The following is a 15,680-nucleotide window of genomic DNA, read 5'->3' as shown; positions in this document are numbered from 1 at the left end:
GTAGATTTTGCTAGCTAGAATAAGTCGTCGTGAGATCCTAAGCGTAGAAATATAATGCAATCTTCTTTAACTTGATACAACAGTAGAACATCTGCTGACACATGCAATTCATGCACGCCTTTATATGAGCCTTTAAGAATATGATCTCTATAAGTTGCAAGTTCGCGAGAATCTGCACTATTGCAAATAAGTCTTACAATATTGATTACTTGCTCAATATCGTAATGCTTCTGCTTATATTTCTTAACATCTCGCAGATAGATTGGACTATAAAATGGCGGTTTAGGCATTGCGCATCAGCTCAGCAAAATCGTCTACAGTACCTGCAGCTATTGGTTTTTCTTTCATAGCTTCATCAATAGCATGCTCATATGGAGAACTTTCAAGTGAAAATGGGAAACGTTGCGTATTTACAATCTGATATAAAAATAGGTTGACTGCTGAACTCATATCAAGACCATAATGTTCAAGAACTTGCGATGCGCTATCCCGTATTTCTGGATTAACTCTTACACTTAATCTGCCTGTTCTAGCTGTTTTTGTAGAAGTCATGTCGTTTCCTTTAAGCTCAAAATCATGAATTTGTTATTCATGCTTTGCTTTATTATAACAGACCTACAGCACCCAACGTAATACCAAAGTAGCACCATTGTGCACACAATTATTACTAAATCGCGCGTTATCGTGGCAAAAATTGCAAAATTAGCAAAAACTGCCACGATAACTGGTATAACATAGCAACGAAGCAGCATTCTGCATTGCAAATTAACCACCTACTTGCATCTGCTGCACAAAGGTTCGTCCAAATACTCGATTGAAGCGCAAGAAAGCACAATAAGCATCTTGCGCAATGGCTATTTCTCTGCATGAAGCGGAACATGTACATTAATAATCCACGAATCGTCATCTTCAATAACTTTAAAAGTTCCACCAACGCATTCCGCAAGCATCTTATGAAAACGCAGTCCATATCCTAATTGCAAGTTAGCAAGAATACCTCGTTGCGCACTATTTATACACGTAATATGACATTCATGGTCATTAAGCATTACATTCATGGCGTATTCTTTAGGCTTTGCAGCATGCTTTTTTACGTTCGCAAGCAGTTCTCGGCAAATATACTCAATTTGAGCACATTCTTCAAAAGGCAAATGGATTGATTGAGAATCTTCAGTAGCTAAATCACTACTCAAGTCAATGGAACCAATATAGCCAAGCTTTTCAAATGACTTTTGTTCACAGTCAAATAAAACGCGTAAGCCTGTACAAAAATCTTTATAACATGTAGTCGATTGCATAACATCGCCAGTGCTTGCAGTTGTAGCATTGTCAAGAAGAGAAATGATATTACGTGCTCTATGAACAGTTGTAGTAGCACGTTGAAGAATCTCTCGCGAATTTTCATGCTCTTGCTCATGAGTTGTTTGAGGTTCAATAGATTGTTGAGCCATCATCATAATGCTGGAAAGCTCATTAGTTACTTCATCATGCATGCGAATTGCTGCAATAGTGGCATATTTTTGAAAAACGTTGTAACGCTGCGCAAATAACTGTTCCTGCTGTTGGTGAATAGTAGAAATATAGTATTTTACGATTGCACTAGAAATAAGAGTGATAAGAAGCCACCACGCTAACACATAGGCGTTTTGAAAATCGCAGATAATAAAGAACCATGAAGATACTCCGCAAGAAGAAAGCACGGTGTACCAAGGTTGAGTAATTACAGCAATTGCCAAACAAATCAATATGGTAAGCATCATAGATGAGTAGTTGATATTTGGCGCAATAATTACCAACGGCATCCAAATAAGTACAATAAAAGATGCTTTACGTGGCCATATTGCAATACATAAGCAGATTACAATCCATACTATTTCAACTGTAATTGCATGCCAATTAGAGTAGTAATGAAGATTATTATAGGAACAAATCTCAAGAATCAAAGTACAACTTATGATTACACCAATTCCAATTTTCTGCCAGGCATCATGCGGCAAAAAATTGATCATACGCGTTAATAATTTCATAACTACCTACTTTTACACGTTAATTTCTTACACGTTATATGTCATGTGAATATTTTGCGAGCACAGCAAGCGCCTGCATGCGACTTTTAACTTGAAGTTTTCCATAAATACGCCGTAAATGCGTGTTGACTGTTGAAACTTTCACATTAAGCTGATCTGCAATCTCTTTTGACGAATACCCCTGTTTACACAAGCGCATAATTTCCGATTCTTGAGGAGACAAAACTGAAGTCTTCGGAAGTTGAGAAATCATATTAAATGATTCTTGCGGAGTGTGAAAATAGTCAATATATTGTGGCAATTCTGGACACCCGTAGCTCGTTGCGCGCGATTGGATAGCTGCAACTACGTCTGCTAAATTGTCTTTATGCACTAGCGCTTGACCACCCGACTTAGCAACTTGCAATACGTATTCATCCAGCATGTAGGAAGTAATGCCAATTAAAACAATATTGCTATTGCGCTCGCGAATTGCTTTAATTACATCAACACCACTCATTTCTCTCATTGACATATCTACTAAAAGTACGTCAGGAGTATTTTCTGTAACGCAACGATGAATAGCTTGTTTTGCAGAAGAACACATCCATGCACAAACAAAGTTTTCAGGCAAACGACTTTTTAAAAGAAGTTGCATATATCGCAATACAAACGTGTCATTATCAACAATTGCATAAGTAGTGTTCATACAATATATGATATCTTGTTTTGGAATTTGCTTGTCAATAGATGTTTAGAATGATGATTAAAATGCTTCGGCTCTGTCGCAAAGTAATTGTGCGATAAAGCCAAAGCATTATTTTCATATTTTGCAATACAAAATTGCAATACATGCATCATAAATCTATGACAAAAGTGAACAATTTATTACTATTTCATCCAAAAATGAGACATTTCCCAGCGCCAATTGCGATTGATGCTACGATACCTGCAACATTCACCTTCAATCCAAATTTAGCGATTTGTTTTGCAAGGAATTTAGCAAGCTTATCCCAAGCATGCCCTTCAATATAAGCTTTAAAATCACCACTGGAAAGCAGTTGAGCAATATCCATCCCAGGAATTAAACCTATAAGTTCGCCGCCCATGCAAGACCAAAAATCCTTATCTTGGCTATTCGCGCGGATTGCGTCCAACAGGTTATCATTTGTATATACTTGTCGAATACCTTCAGCAATGTATGCGGCCATTACTTTTCCATATTTCATCTTAAGGAGCTCATCTTTAACAGAAACCACGCCATTCTTATAACTGCTAGCTTCTTCAAAAATAAAACGAACTTCTTGTTCAATTTTCTTAACATCCTGTTGTACAATAGCTGTAGACTTATTTTCAGTCGCTTCCGCAGCTGGAATTGTTGTTGACAAGAATCCGAAAGACAAAACAGTCACAATCAGTGATGTTACAATCTTTTTTACCTTTAACATAACCGTATCTCCTTACTTAATGTGCGATTGTATTGTTTTTCTCAAATTATCAAGATTGTACACATTAAAGTGCCATACGCTAGCACTTTCCGTTGGTACACTCCATTCTTCGGTTTTACTATTGACAGTAAAGCGAATTATTTGAGTTGTTGGCTTATTTATAACTTCAAAATTAGTGAGTTGATTCCACGGAATGCGACGAAGATGCTTATCGTCTAATTTAGCTAGATTACCCGAGCCTAAAATGGCATTCGGATTAACCACAATAAACTCATTATTAGTGGCAGCGACAATACGCGCATCAACGCCTTGCGCTACATAGAATAATTTAGGTAACAAAAATAGTTTGATTAAATCTTTCCACCAAGGGTCGTATTTCATTGTAAATACATACGTCTTATCAACTGAAAGATTGTGATCTTTAAAATACTTGACGATATCTTCTTCTCGTATACCGCGCAAAGGATTAGTCATAATAAGCACCTCCTCGTGATTCTCGTTTCGTAAATTACCAACATACTAACGTGCAGATTTTATCTACACAAATAGGTGTACCTATTTTTAACGATAGTGCTTTTAGAAAACTTTTTAAAAAAACTTTTACTATTAGTAGTTTGTATGTTCCCAACAACCAACATTTAAAAATATTTACATTTTGGAACCATTCTTAAATAAAGACATATTTATGGAGCTATCGTGGCAGTTTTTGCTAATTTTGCAATTTCTGCCACGATAACTTGTTATTTTTGTGTTTTATAAGTCCTGTAATGCAATTCTTTTATCTTCTGCAGACTGCTTAGATGACTTATCGTCTTTCTTAAGAGAATGCGCATATCGAATAAGACTTCTTGCAATAAAGAACACTAAAGCACATATAGCAAGTGCGATAAGAATGTCAATTATCGGACCAAATAATGCATAGCTCATGATTCATCCTTCCTTTTTCTATATTCGTTTATGAGTGTTCGAGCTGTGTCAACATCGTATTTATCGTCAATAGCAAGACTCTTTACCAAAAGAACGAACGGATCTTCTGGTTCATTGTCGCTTATGCGCAGTTTTTCAATGAGCCTGTTAAGTCTGATTCTCATCGTTGGGTAAGAGACTTGATACATTTGCGACATTTCTTTTAACGATCCAGACGATAATACAAAGTTCTTTATAAACGACATATCTTCATCTGTGAGATTAGCCATCCATTTTGGAATATGATCCATATCACCCCTTTCTTCAACCTACAAAACTTTAATTAAATTAAACTTTTATTAAAAATATTAAAGTTGTTGTATGGGTTTGTCAAGAATGAGCATGAGAGATATGACGTAAAGGGGGCTTAGGACAATTTTAACCTATAACTCCAATCCTTATTTTTGTTTTACGCCTTCGATTCGCTGAGCTTGCTCAAAGTTGAAAGCACAGTGTGCTTTCAACGCGAGCGAAGTACGTTAACATCCTGTGCACTCAACCCTAGAGCGTCGACATCTTCCCTCATACAGCAAAATCACACTCAAAAACCGCGAGAACCCAGCTTGAAGCCACTTCGCATTAAACCTTTTAACGATAGCCCTCGCTAAACCCTGCTACATAAGGGCAAAAATGCACCCACCTATTAAGCCTTTGACATCAATACGACACTCTCGACGTGGCACGACTGCTTCATCTTAATGTCGAGTGTGTAGCCAAATTCGTGCTCGTTCGCTGGAATTGGTCAAAGCATGTTTTTGCTCGGAAACACACCGATTTTTGCCCTTATACGTTCTCGGAAAAGTTCAAAGGACATGTTCCTACCTATGATATGCAAATCCGTAGATTTGACATTCGTTTCAAGACTCACTCTGAGGAAATAAGTCCGAAATCCCATCGTCTCGACATACCTATTTGTGAAACCAAAACTATACATTGAATGTCCGTTTTCCTCTATTCGATATATGGTTTCTGTCTCCAATGGTCGCTTTTTAATCTTCAATGTTCACTTTTTTATATTTCTGGTTCCTGCTGTTTGGCTTATCTGGTATCGTCATTTCTATTTTTCCTGAACTAAGCAAAGGAACAAGATACCTTTCTCTGAAATTCTTGCTATCCGTAAGGCCAAGGTAATCCATCATCTCACGCTTACTTCGCGGTGTACTGCAAAAATCAATTAATCTCAATAACCTTTGTTCCAGATCTTGGGGGGTGACTTGATGGGTATCTTGAGGGACGACTTGTGGGGTACCTTGGGTAATCGGCCCGACCGTGGCAGTTGCAGCCTCAGAAAGAGGAATCACTGTCGTAAAAACATCTGCCTCTGTAAAGACAGGCTCTCCACCAGAATACATCTTCGTGTATTTATAGCTGTTGCGCATACCGCTTCCCAGTTCGTCAGCAAGACCGATCTCACGGAACACTTTTGCTATCGGCGGATTCTTTGCAAATGGCTTGAATGTTTTCAGATTCAAGTTTCCGTGCCCATGCGCAAGGTTCGCATTCTCTGTTGTAATCTTATCCCGTTCAATGACAAGCTTTGGTACATATCCACTGGAAAAATCACGGTGCATGAGCAGGTTGGAAATAATCTCACGCAGGATTTTATCTCTGGCGCTTATCCGCTGGACACCATCCAATGTAAAAACATCATTCAGATGCTTCTTTCCAAATTCCATCAGACGATCATAGCTTTCAATCAGGTTTGTGATCACCACATCCCTGTCATCATAACGATCAACATTGAACACTCTGAAAATAGCGTCTGTCTTATGCTGAGGTAACACGGACATGATACGGTTATTCGTACCAAAGAGCAAGACTGCCGCAAGTGTTATACCTTCTTTGTTCGTTTCCGGATCCTCAAGTATAAGCCCACAGCTTCTGAGCATCTCCTCATCCGTCATGTCAATCCACGGATGGTGCTCAGTATTCACTCTCGTCATTCTCCTTGCTCGATCCATAAGATCATGGCGAAGGCTTGAAACCGGGATGGCAGGGTAGACCTTATTCACAAAATAGGTGCTTTGCTTACGGGCATAAAGGTTGAAAACCATGTCCGCATTATCTGTAATATCGATGTCCGACTCATTATTGCGATCAAATATTCTGCCCGCATTACGGTAAACGGTTTTCCCAACCGGGACATAGACATAAAGAACAATACGCCCATCGATCTCATATTCCTCTGTAGTCAAATAGAGTGGCGGATACATTTTTCTCTCATTGTTGATCGTTGTAACAAAATTTTTCTTCATCTGTTCAACGCAGTCTTTATCAACACCGAGAATCGTCCCGTTATCCTTCACGCCAAAGAATATATGACCGCCATCTCGATTAGAAAAAGAGCAAACAGTATCATAGACATCCTTCGTAATATCTGTTGTTGATTTTTTGAATTCGACCGTCAGCCCCTCGCCCTGACGAATCAAGTTCATCAAATTTTCAGGGAGTATCATATAACTCACCCCTTTCATATCTTTGATGCGTATAATTTATGCTGGCTACAGCATAAGCTCATAGGACTAATCCTCGTCCTTTGGTACTGGAATATAAACCATCCTCAGCGGGATCTTAGTTTCATTATGTGTTGGATACAATGAAACCTTGCCCTTGAACTCTGAAACTTTGCCTTTATAACTCTGAAACTATTGTTCTGCACTCTGAAACTTTGACTTTCCATTCTGAGTTTTAACCTAACGCTTTTAAATCTAATACTTGGTATTCCTTTTACTATTTACGGCTTATATCTGAGACTATACTTCCAGCAAATCATAGAAAGTACGCTCATCAATAATTTCTATATCTTGCCCCTCAAGCTTGAGCTTTTCTGCTTTCTTATGCTTTGATGACTTTTCACCTTTAAGAATTGCATTGTAATCATTATCCCCAAGTATTAGATAGTTAGTCTGCTTAGTCACACTATTATCTAAGACACCGCCGAGATTCACTACAATCTGCATCGCATCCTTGCGAAGCATTTTCTCAAGCTTACCAGTAAAAACCACGTGCCGATTATAGAAAAATCCATCTTTATCAACAACCACTTCATCAGGCTTAATTGCTTTGATATCTATCCCTTTACCACCGTGACTTCCGCTAGCAGGCCATAAATCTTCAATGACTAGATTCTTCTCAACCATGCGTGTTTTAACAGCATCATATAATTCTTTCGTCGCAATACAATCAGCTAAAGCACGATGCTCATTATTATGCAAACCCAAATAATCAGTTAAATCAGAAAGACTGTAATGCTTCAACTCAGGATACAGTTTACGAGCAAATTGCATCGTATCCATATACTGATTAGACAATTGAGTCTTAAAACCCTCATTCAAAAAACGCATATCAAAAGAGGTGTTATGACCAAGGATAATGTCATCACCAATAAATGAAAGCACAGCCGTTTTCACATCAGCGATAGACGGCATACCTTCCAGCATGTCATTAGTTATTCCTGTTAATGCTGTAATAAAACCGTCTATGTCAAAGTTTGGTTTAATCAACTGGTCATAACGATCTACAATTTCATTGTTCCTGACCCTTAAAATACCAATTTCAATAATTTCATCGTAATACGCAGATAAGCCGGTCGTTTCGGTATCTAGCACACAGTAATCATCAATGAGTTGCTTAGTGTAATTTGAGCTTGAATTGGACATAAAAGCACCTCCTTCATCTATTGAAATGAGCTTTTACAAATTTATCTTCTAATACTCATTATATTTTGAAAGCTAAGTGCCTTAAACATAAAAACAGGTCGATTGTAATAATTGACCGGCTGTTTTAACTATTTTTTATAAAGATTTTGTCAGCCTTTTTCGCGCAATTACTACCGTTAGTGTATCAGATTAACTATTAAAAAACTCAAGAATTAGATGCAATTATTTGTAGCATCATTTTAGATATTTCTTTTGGAGACGGGCGATTTTCCATTTGCATCCATTCGGAAAGAAGATTCCAAAGTGCACCGGCACTGACAAGCAGTGCAGCTTTCTTTTCAAAGATGCTATCGTACAAATTTTGATTTCCACGAACGGTGTCATAAATCACAGGTAAGGCCCGATTGAATTCTTCCAGCAGATAATAGAACAGATGATTCCGCTGCAAAAGACGCAAAAAGTTGATCTGTTTCTCCCAAAAGGTAAAAAACACTTCCACAATCTGCTCCAGTGTATAGTGCCTGTTTTTTTGAAAATAAGTAATGTAGTCCTCACATCTTTCTAAGAAGCATTGCTGTAATACCTGCTCCTTCGAATCAAAGATCCGATAAAAAGTTCTCCTTGATAAAAGCGCATGTTCGGCGATTTCTGTTACGGTAATACGAGCGTAGTCTTTTTGGCTCATGAGATCCAACAAGGACTGCATCAACCATTGACGGGATTGCTCAGCGATGGGATTCTTTTCCTTTTCTACCAAACTCATTTTGGTCCTCCTGTCACACTTTTTCGGGATTGTAGCACTTGAACTTCTTCCATTAACAATCATGTCTTTTTGAATATAATATAAATTAGAAAGTGACACAAGTGAGACAGATAAAGGAGGCTCAATTTTATGAATACAATAAATACGATTGTTTGGCTGTTCCCGGTTATTTTTATGCTGCATGACTTCGAGGAGATTATTTTTGTGGAGGCATGGAAACGGAAATATAAAAGAAAAATACAAGCAACAAAAATGAAGAAGATTCCATTTGCCGATTTGGGAAGCACCCCGTCATTTTCCATTGGTGTATTGATTGAATTTTTCATTATTTCAGCTTTATCGCTCTCTGCTTGTATCTTTGATTGGTACTTTTTGTGGCTGGGATTATTTTTTGGATTTACCATTCACCTGATTGTGCATTGTATGTTGGCGTCGCAATTTAAAGGCTATGTACCCGGAGTGGTCACCGCAGTCCCGTTACTTCCGTTTTGCTTTTATATCCTTTGGATTTCAAATAAATTCCTTTCTTTTACCACAGCTCAATTATGGATCAGTTGTGTAGTAGGCGCTATTTTGATGCTCTTAATGGTGGCTGTTTTGCATAGATGTATGAAATCGTTTGAAACTTTTATCAAGAAGTGGGAAGTTTAATTACCCACAAATAGCAAATTTTAAGGAGGTCTTTTGCATGGAGTTGGAATTTAAACAAGGTATGTATCACCTAAATCCTGATCCTAATTTTAACTTTCAGCTTAACCGTGTCATTCTTTGGGATGGAGGGGATTTAAACGATGTGATGCAGGCTGCCAAAAGGATTACAGACAGCACAAGCTGGAAACAGGAAATGATTTACCTTGGGGATCATGCACTCTCTCAAAACAGAATCCCTCAGGCAATTGCATATTACCAGATGAGCGAATTTTTTGATGGAAATCCTGGCAACAAGGAATACTATATAAAAGCAACGGAACTGTTTTATGAGTATTACCATTCTTATTTCGATGAGGGACGTGTCCAGATAATTCAAGTTCCATATGAAGATGTTATGCTGCCAATCATGGTTGCAAAAACTCAAAAACAATGTAAGGGCACCATTCTTTTACACGGTGGTAACGATTCATGCTTTGAGGAAATGTTTTTGCTGATGTTATATCTTTCTGAACACGGGTATGATGTATATCTATTTGAAGGTCCTGGACAAGGCAACGTTCTTCGTGTTCAAGGGAAACACTTTACATATGCTTGGGAACGTCCGGTCAAAGCAATATTAGATTTCTTTCACTTGAATGACGTCATTATTATTGGTGTTTCTTTGGGAGCTATGCTGGCCCTGCGTGCTGCTGCACTTGATAAGAGAATTACAAGGGTTGTATCTTGGTCTGTTTTTCCGGACTTTCTTGACGTGGTTCTCGACCAAATACCAAAAAAGGTAGCCGTTATCGTTCGGTTTATGTTGAAACATAATCTTCGCATCGTTCTCAGCCCTATTCTTTGCATGATGAAATTGATACGGAAGAATGACCCATTATTTCAATGGGGTGTCAATCATGGAATGTACGCCTATGGAGCTGACAGCATTTATGATTATCTGAAGAAAGTGAGTAAATATCAGATTATGGATGTGGCCTCCATGATTGAACAAGATGTATTGATTCTTGGTGCCAACCAAGACCACCTCGTTGATTACCGAATGATCGGCAAAGAAATCAACGCACTTACCAATGCGAACTCTCTCACATTTCGCCTTTTTACTGAAAAAGAAAATGCGGGAAATCATTGCAATTTAGGAAACGCCAAACTGGCTTTAGATGTGATACTGCAATGGTTGACATTTTTAAAACAGCGTGATTTAGAAGTTAGGAAGAATTGAATTCATTTCAAGAATCTCATGTACATCTATCCTATTATACTCAACATGTAACTCTTTTAACAGAAAAAGCACGTCAGCGACTTGCTGATGTGCCTTTATTTTGCCCTGTAACATTTCCTACAAGCTTAACACTTTAGTTCTGTTTTGTTCCCATCAAGGAAGCTAAACTCAACCTTTCCATCTTGATGCACGGTTAGATAATCAACCATGCTCAGCCAGACGTTTTCATCGAACGCTGTTAACAAGTCCTGCTTTTTCAAGTCCTCGATAAAATATTCAACCTCATCACGTCTTGCTTGCTTATCAACAATAATAGCTTTGACTTCTTTAAGCCTTGATTCTACAGTATTAAACCTGTTCACTAGACTCGTATATTTTTTCTCCCACATATGATACAGTACATTCCCTTCTGCATAAATTTTTCCCACTTCACACCCTGGGTGCAAAGTGGCGAATCGACTTGCATGAGCGATTAAAACATAATTCGCGAATGCACTTCGATTCGCTGAGCTTGCTCAAAGTTGAAAGCACAGTGTGCTTTCAACGCAAGCGAAGTACGTTATCCATCCTGTGCACTCAACCCTAGAGCGTAGACATGTTCCCTCAAACAGCCAAACTGCGCTCAAAAATCACAAGAACCCAGCTTAAAGCTGCCACGCATTAAACCTTTTAACGATAGCCCTCGCTAAACCCTGCTACATAAGAGCAAAAATGCACCCACCTATTAAGCCCTAGACATCAATACGACACTCTCAACGTGGTGAGTGTTGGGATATATATCGAACACACGCAAAGACTGAACGCTGTAGCCAAGCTCACTAAACGTTCCAACATCGCGAGCAAGACTAGTCGGATCGCAAGCAACATACACAACGCTTCTTGCTCCAGACTTCGCAATCTGCTTACAAACTTGAGCTTTAGCACCAGCGCGCGGAGGATCTAACACAACAACATCAGGATGCGCAAATCGGCGAACAATCTTAGACGACTTACTCGCCTTAAACACCTGCGATTCAAGCGTTTGCGCAACATCGCCTTCAAGCGCTTCAACAACATCCCTGCTAAGACCAGCACGCCCAATGTTTCGCCTTGCATTCTTTACAGCAATCGGCGCACCCTCAATGCTAAGCACGCGAGCTGGTTCAGCAGCACCAAAAGCGCCTACAGCATCATAAGCACCATAAGAATCTCCGCCAACATTAGCCAAAGTCGCAAGAGGAATCGTAAACAAACCCGAACCAGAATACAAATCCCACAAAACAGTATTCTTAGTGCGCCCACCAAGTGCAGAACGAACTAATCCCAAAACGTAGTTCACCAAATGCTCTGGAGCTGCGCGATGAATCTGCCAAAAACCGCGCCCATCAACATCGTAATCAAAAGTACGCGCACGAGATAAATCTTCATTAACAGCAACTCGCACGCGCTCGCGCAACAATGCCGATCCTGCAACCAACTCATCATTTACTATAAGCGCATAATTTTCGCCAATCGCACTAAGAAGCGCAGCCTTATCGCCAGAAACACCAAAATCCAAACCATCAACCCTAGGCTCTGGAACAGCAAGACGAATTTGCGCATTTGGCGAAAAAGAACGATTCCACAAGTCCAAAGAATCCGCAACAGCCAAAACTGCGCGCGACGCAAGCGGCATAGTATCAATCGCAATGCGATCATGCGACTCGCGCTTACGCATAGACAATCGCCCTTCATCATCCGCAACCAACTCCATGCGCGTACGCCAATTAAACCCGTTAAGCTCCTCGTCCCCTGGCATGCGCTCAACACTAACATCGCTTTCCGCAACATCCATATGCGCTAAACGCTGGAATTGATTGGCAATTACGGAAGCCTTCCAACGAATCTGACCAGGCAAAGAAACGTGAATTAAATCCGCGCCGCCAACTCCGCCGCCCTGAGCCAAAGGACCAGCGAGCTTCCATTGCGGCTCCACACGATCCGCACTAGGCTCCAAAACTTCTACAACTTCGCCAGTAAAAAAGTGCGCTTTTGCACGCATCGGCTCATCCATGCGCACAACAACCAGCTCACCAGGAAGGGCAAATCGCACGAATACAACGCGTCCTTCGAGATGACCTACGCATCTACCTTGATCCGCATATCGCTCGATTCGCATCGTTACTTGCATGTACTACCCCTTAGTTTTGCGTTTTGTTAAGCTGATTCTCTAACGCTGATTTTCTAACGCTGATTTTTGTTAAGATGATTTTACTTCACTGAATTTACATCGTTTTCATCTTCGTCAATCTGCTTTTCTTCGCGATAATTTTCTTCGCGATTTTTATGGTGAAGACGCATAAACGGCGTTGCGATAATCAAGTAAGAAACCCAAATTGCGAGTGCCCAGAACGGCAATCCCATAATCAAGCGAACGGTACCAAGCCACACAACGTGATTCGTCAAATATAATGGCACTTGCAAAACGAGCCTCAGCACAAAAACAGCAATCCACAATCCTGTCACATACATATACGCTCGCTTAAGCGGCTTATAATCGAGCCATTCGTGAAGCCACGAGCCAAAGTTTTCCGTAGGCATTTTGCGAATTGACTCAATCACAAGCCCTAAAGCAGGCACGCGCACAATCAGCGAAATAGCAAGAAGCACACCATAAACAGCGTTCGTAATAAAGCCCATCATATAGTAGTCGCGCGCTTGGTGACTCGTCCACACCCAAACAAGGCAGATTCCAATGGAAACAAGCCCACTAATTGCTCCCATAAGCGATTGCCTTTGAATAAGACGAATCACAACTTGCAAAACAGCAATCACAGCTGCAACAATAACCGTTGTTTGCACATTTCGTGTTACAACGAAGCAAATAACAAACAGCAAGCCTGGAAGCATGGATTCGATTACGCCTCGAACGCCACCCATTGAATCAATTACAGAAAATGTAGATCCTTCGGCTCCAATTGAAGCCAATGTCGCTAGTCCTGAGCGTTTTTTGGTTTGCGCAGAATCGTTGGTTTGCGCAGAATCGTTGAGTTTTACTGCATTTGAAAACTCTTGCGAAGAAAACTCTTCTTCGGATTTCTGTAAAGATTCTTGTGAATCCATTCAATTAACTTTCTACTATTTGCATTATCTAATTTCAGCAAACATTGGACCGCGTGTAAGCGTAGTTTTTACTTCTACTTGTTGGTCGTAACCTAATGGTTTATCGTCTTTTTTTAGTGCATTATTAGCATCTTCATCAGACGTATTATTTTCCCCATCTTTACCGCTATTTTCTGCATTTAAAGCAGCTTCTTTTTCTTCTCTAGTTACTGGATCATGCATAGGAATAAAATCGCGAGGCGCAAGCGGCTCTTCACCACGATTTACAACAATCCCCTTAAACCATTCGTCTAATTGTTTTGTTTCGTTATTATTATCTGCAAGCTCTGTTGCTGCAGGTCCAGAGAATACTCCGCGAAGCATCCACCTAGGACCATCAACGCCAACAATACGCGTTGTAATGGTTTTTTCTCCAACTTTTACAGGTAACAGTAGCTCAGTACCAAATTCGCCTTGTACTGTACACGCTTGACTATTACCATCAAGCAAATCTTTGCACACTTCTAGCCAAATACCAGATGTTTTAGGCGCAGCAAAAGCTTCAACTTCTACGCTTGAAGAACCATAAGTTACTGTCATACCAAGAACTTGCGATGTTTCATGCTGCTTTTTTACTCGCAACTCAATGCCTTGAAAATATGGGATATAGATTGAACCAAAATCTAGATAATCGCTAAAATCAGGAGCATCTTCATCATTGAAATCCCATGGACCAGTTTTTACCTCTACGATTTTGTCTTCAACTTTTGAAGATTTTTCTTCTTCATGTCGGCCAAATAACCAACCCATTATTCCTCATTTCTTAAAACAACAAGCACAACAATAAGCATAATGCTAATCGTCGTAAATTGCTCAACTTCACCAGATTATCATAAACAAAGCACTGAAAATATGCATATGAGCAAATGCTATTACTTTATTTATTTCAGTTAATGTGATTAATAATCACACACCGTATTTTATGGTTAAAGGCGCGTGATCCGACCATCTTGCCTCATAACTTTCAGCACGATCGATCACAAATCCGCGAGCGCTTTCCGCAATTTCAGGAGTTGCGAACTGGTAGTCTAATCTCCAGCCAACGTTATTGTCGAAAGCTTTACCGCGCTGACTCCACCAAGTGTATGGTCCTTGAATATCTCCTGCAAGCATGCGCATAACGTCCACAAATTCATATTCGTTAATCCAGCGATCAATATAAGCGCGTTCCTCTGGCAAGAATCCTGCACTTTTTTCATTAGCCTTAGCGTTTTTAATATCAAGTGAAGTATGCGCAATATTAAAGTCACCGCACAAAATCGCTTGATTTCCGCCACTTGCTGCAATATTTCGAAGCTCCCCCAAGCGTATAAGCATTGTGTCTAAAAAGCGGAATTTTTGTTGCATTTTTTGCGGATCGTCCACATTTCCAGCATGAACATACACAGAAGCAATAGTAATTTCATACCCTTCAGGGGTACGCACGTCAGTTTCAACCCATCGCCCAGAATCAACATCCTCACTTAAACCAGGCAAACCGTAGCGTTTTTCAACTACAGGAAGAGACGTAACTAGAGCTACTCCAGCTCGACCTTTTACACGGCAAACTTCATTTGTATAAGTAAAATTATCGTTTTTTATAGAATTTACGATATTTTCAGACGTACAATATCCCATTTCAATTTTTGTCATAATTGGGTCGATTGCATCCTGCGGAGCGCGCACTTCTTGCATACACCACACGTCTGGAGTATGCGCGTCAGACCAGTTAAGCATACCTTTGCGCTCAGCTGCACGAATACCGTTTAAATTCGAAGTCGTAATTGTAATCATGTAATCAACTCTAATATGTACACAACACAAACAGCTCCACCACTAAGCAACAGACATAAATCACGCAACCAACAC

18 protein-coding genes are annotated in these 15,680 nt (G+C 39.8%); 2 read left to right on the top strand and 16 right to left on the bottom strand.

Annotated features, from left to right (window positions below):
- Positions 1–14 precede the first annotated feature (14 nt).
- The 11 genes from HXT57_RS02285 to HXT57_RS02235 all read right to left on the bottom strand — a co-directional run bounded on the left by HXT57_RS02285 (position 15) and on the right by HXT57_RS02235 (position 8,842).
- Positions 15–290 (bottom strand): type II toxin-antitoxin system YafQ family toxin, encoded by a 276-nt coding sequence (locus HXT57_RS02285; RefSeq protein WP_102703433.1) that lies wholly within the window; start codon positions 288–290, stop codon positions 15–17.
- Positions 283–552, bottom strand: a complete 270-nt coding sequence (locus tag HXT57_RS02280) for a type II toxin-antitoxin system RelB/DinJ family antitoxin (protein WP_004110348.1) — start codon at positions 550–552, stop codon at positions 283–285. Before HXT57_RS02280 ends, HXT57_RS02285 begins: the two co-directional genes overlap by 8 nt.
- A gap of 302 nt (positions 553–854) precedes the next feature.
- On the bottom strand, positions 855–2,027 hold the full coding sequence (locus HXT57_RS02275) for an exodeoxyribonuclease V (protein WP_012913983.1): 1,173 nt from the start codon (positions 2,025–2,027) through the stop codon (positions 855–857).
- A 34-nt stretch (positions 2,028–2,061) separates the two neighbouring features.
- Entirely contained in the window at positions 2,062–2,715 is a 654-nt protein-coding gene (locus HXT57_RS02270) for a response regulator transcription factor (protein WP_004110353.1), read from the bottom strand.
- Positions 2,716–2,902: 187 nt separating this feature from the next.
- A complete protein-coding gene (locus HXT57_RS02265; protein WP_076002703.1) occupies positions 2,903–3,454 on the bottom strand; it encodes a hypothetical protein in 552 nt (183 codons plus the stop codon).
- A 12-nt stretch (positions 3,455–3,466) separates the two neighbouring features.
- A complete protein-coding gene (locus tag HXT57_RS02260) occupies positions 3,467–3,928 on the bottom strand; it encodes a hypothetical protein (protein WP_004110362.1) in 462 nt (153 codons plus the stop codon).
- A 279-nt stretch (positions 3,929–4,207) separates the two neighbouring features.
- On the bottom strand, positions 4,208–4,381 hold the full coding sequence (locus HXT57_RS02255; RefSeq protein WP_004110365.1) for a hypothetical protein: 174 nt from the start codon (positions 4,379–4,381) through the stop codon (positions 4,208–4,210).
- Positions 4,378–4,671 (bottom strand): DUF2089 family protein, encoded by a 294-nt coding sequence (locus HXT57_RS02250; RefSeq protein WP_004110367.1) that lies wholly within the window; start codon positions 4,669–4,671, stop codon positions 4,378–4,380. The genes HXT57_RS02255 and HXT57_RS02250 overlap by 4 nt, the downstream gene beginning before the upstream one ends.
- Positions 4,672–5,409: 738 nt before the next feature.
- Complete coding sequence (locus HXT57_RS02245) at positions 5,410–6,876, bottom strand: RNA-binding domain-containing protein (RefSeq protein ID WP_421783661.1); 1,467 nt, start codon at positions 6,874–6,876, stop codon at positions 5,410–5,412.
- A 297-nt stretch (positions 6,877–7,173) separates the two neighbouring features.
- Positions 7,174–8,079 (bottom strand): exonuclease domain-containing protein, encoded by a 906-nt coding sequence (locus HXT57_RS02240; RefSeq protein WP_415697708.1) that lies wholly within the window; start codon positions 8,077–8,079, stop codon positions 7,174–7,176.
- Between the two features lie 205 nt (positions 8,080–8,284).
- On the bottom strand, positions 8,285–8,842 hold the full coding sequence (locus tag HXT57_RS02235; protein ID WP_004132025.1) for a TetR/AcrR family transcriptional regulator: 558 nt from the start codon (positions 8,840–8,842) through the stop codon (positions 8,285–8,287).
- Between the two features lie 129 nt (positions 8,843–8,971).
- Between HXT57_RS02235 and HXT57_RS02230 the strand changes: the two genes are divergently transcribed.
- On the top strand, positions 8,972–9,493 hold the full coding sequence (locus HXT57_RS02230) for an HXXEE domain-containing protein (protein ID WP_274980780.1): 522 nt from the start codon (positions 8,972–8,974) through the stop codon (positions 9,491–9,493).
- 37 nt (positions 9,494–9,530) lie between these two features.
- Positions 9,531–10,712: an alpha/beta fold hydrolase gene (locus HXT57_RS02225; RefSeq protein WP_415697709.1), complete on the top strand. Its 1,182-nt coding sequence runs from the start codon at positions 9,531–9,533 to the stop codon at positions 10,710–10,712.
- A gap of 125 nt (positions 10,713–10,837) precedes the next feature.
- Here HXT57_RS02225 and HXT57_RS02220 read toward each other — a convergent pair whose 3' ends face one another.
- From HXT57_RS02220 to HXT57_RS02200, 5 genes are all read right to left on the bottom strand, one after another.
- Positions 10,838–11,101, bottom strand: coding sequence for a hypothetical protein (locus HXT57_RS02220; protein ID WP_415697711.1), 264 nt, complete (start codon positions 11,099–11,101; stop codon positions 10,838–10,840).
- A gap of 335 nt (positions 11,102–11,436) precedes the next feature.
- Positions 11,437–12,861: a class I SAM-dependent RNA methyltransferase gene (locus HXT57_RS02215; protein ID WP_421783658.1), complete on the bottom strand. Its 1,425-nt coding sequence runs from the start codon at positions 12,859–12,861 to the stop codon at positions 11,437–11,439.
- Between the two features lie 80 nt (positions 12,862–12,941).
- Positions 12,942–13,793, bottom strand: coding sequence for a DUF3159 domain-containing protein (locus HXT57_RS02210; RefSeq protein WP_240318290.1), 852 nt, complete (start codon positions 13,791–13,793; stop codon positions 12,942–12,944).
- A gap of 24 nt (positions 13,794–13,817) precedes the next feature.
- A complete protein-coding gene (locus tag HXT57_RS02205; RefSeq protein ID WP_102703420.1) occupies positions 13,818–14,582 on the bottom strand; it encodes a DUF3710 domain-containing protein in 765 nt (254 codons plus the stop codon).
- Positions 14,583–14,738: 156 nt separating this feature from the next.
- Positions 14,739–15,605 carry an exodeoxyribonuclease III gene (locus HXT57_RS02200; RefSeq protein ID WP_116440551.1) on the bottom strand — a complete coding sequence of 289 codons (867 nt, stop codon included), beginning with the start codon at positions 15,603–15,605 and terminating at the stop codon, positions 14,739–14,741.
- Positions 15,606–15,680 lie beyond the last annotated feature (75 nt).

It is taken from the genome of Gardnerella sp. KA00771 (genome assembly GCF_049244045.1).
In the GTDB taxonomy this organism is placed as follows: domain Bacteria; phylum Actinomycetota; class Actinomycetes; order Actinomycetales; family Bifidobacteriaceae; genus Bifidobacterium; species Bifidobacterium swidsinskii.
The sequence above is the reverse complement of the archived record's forward strand: the minus strand, read 5'-3'. Positions and strand labels throughout refer to the sequence as shown.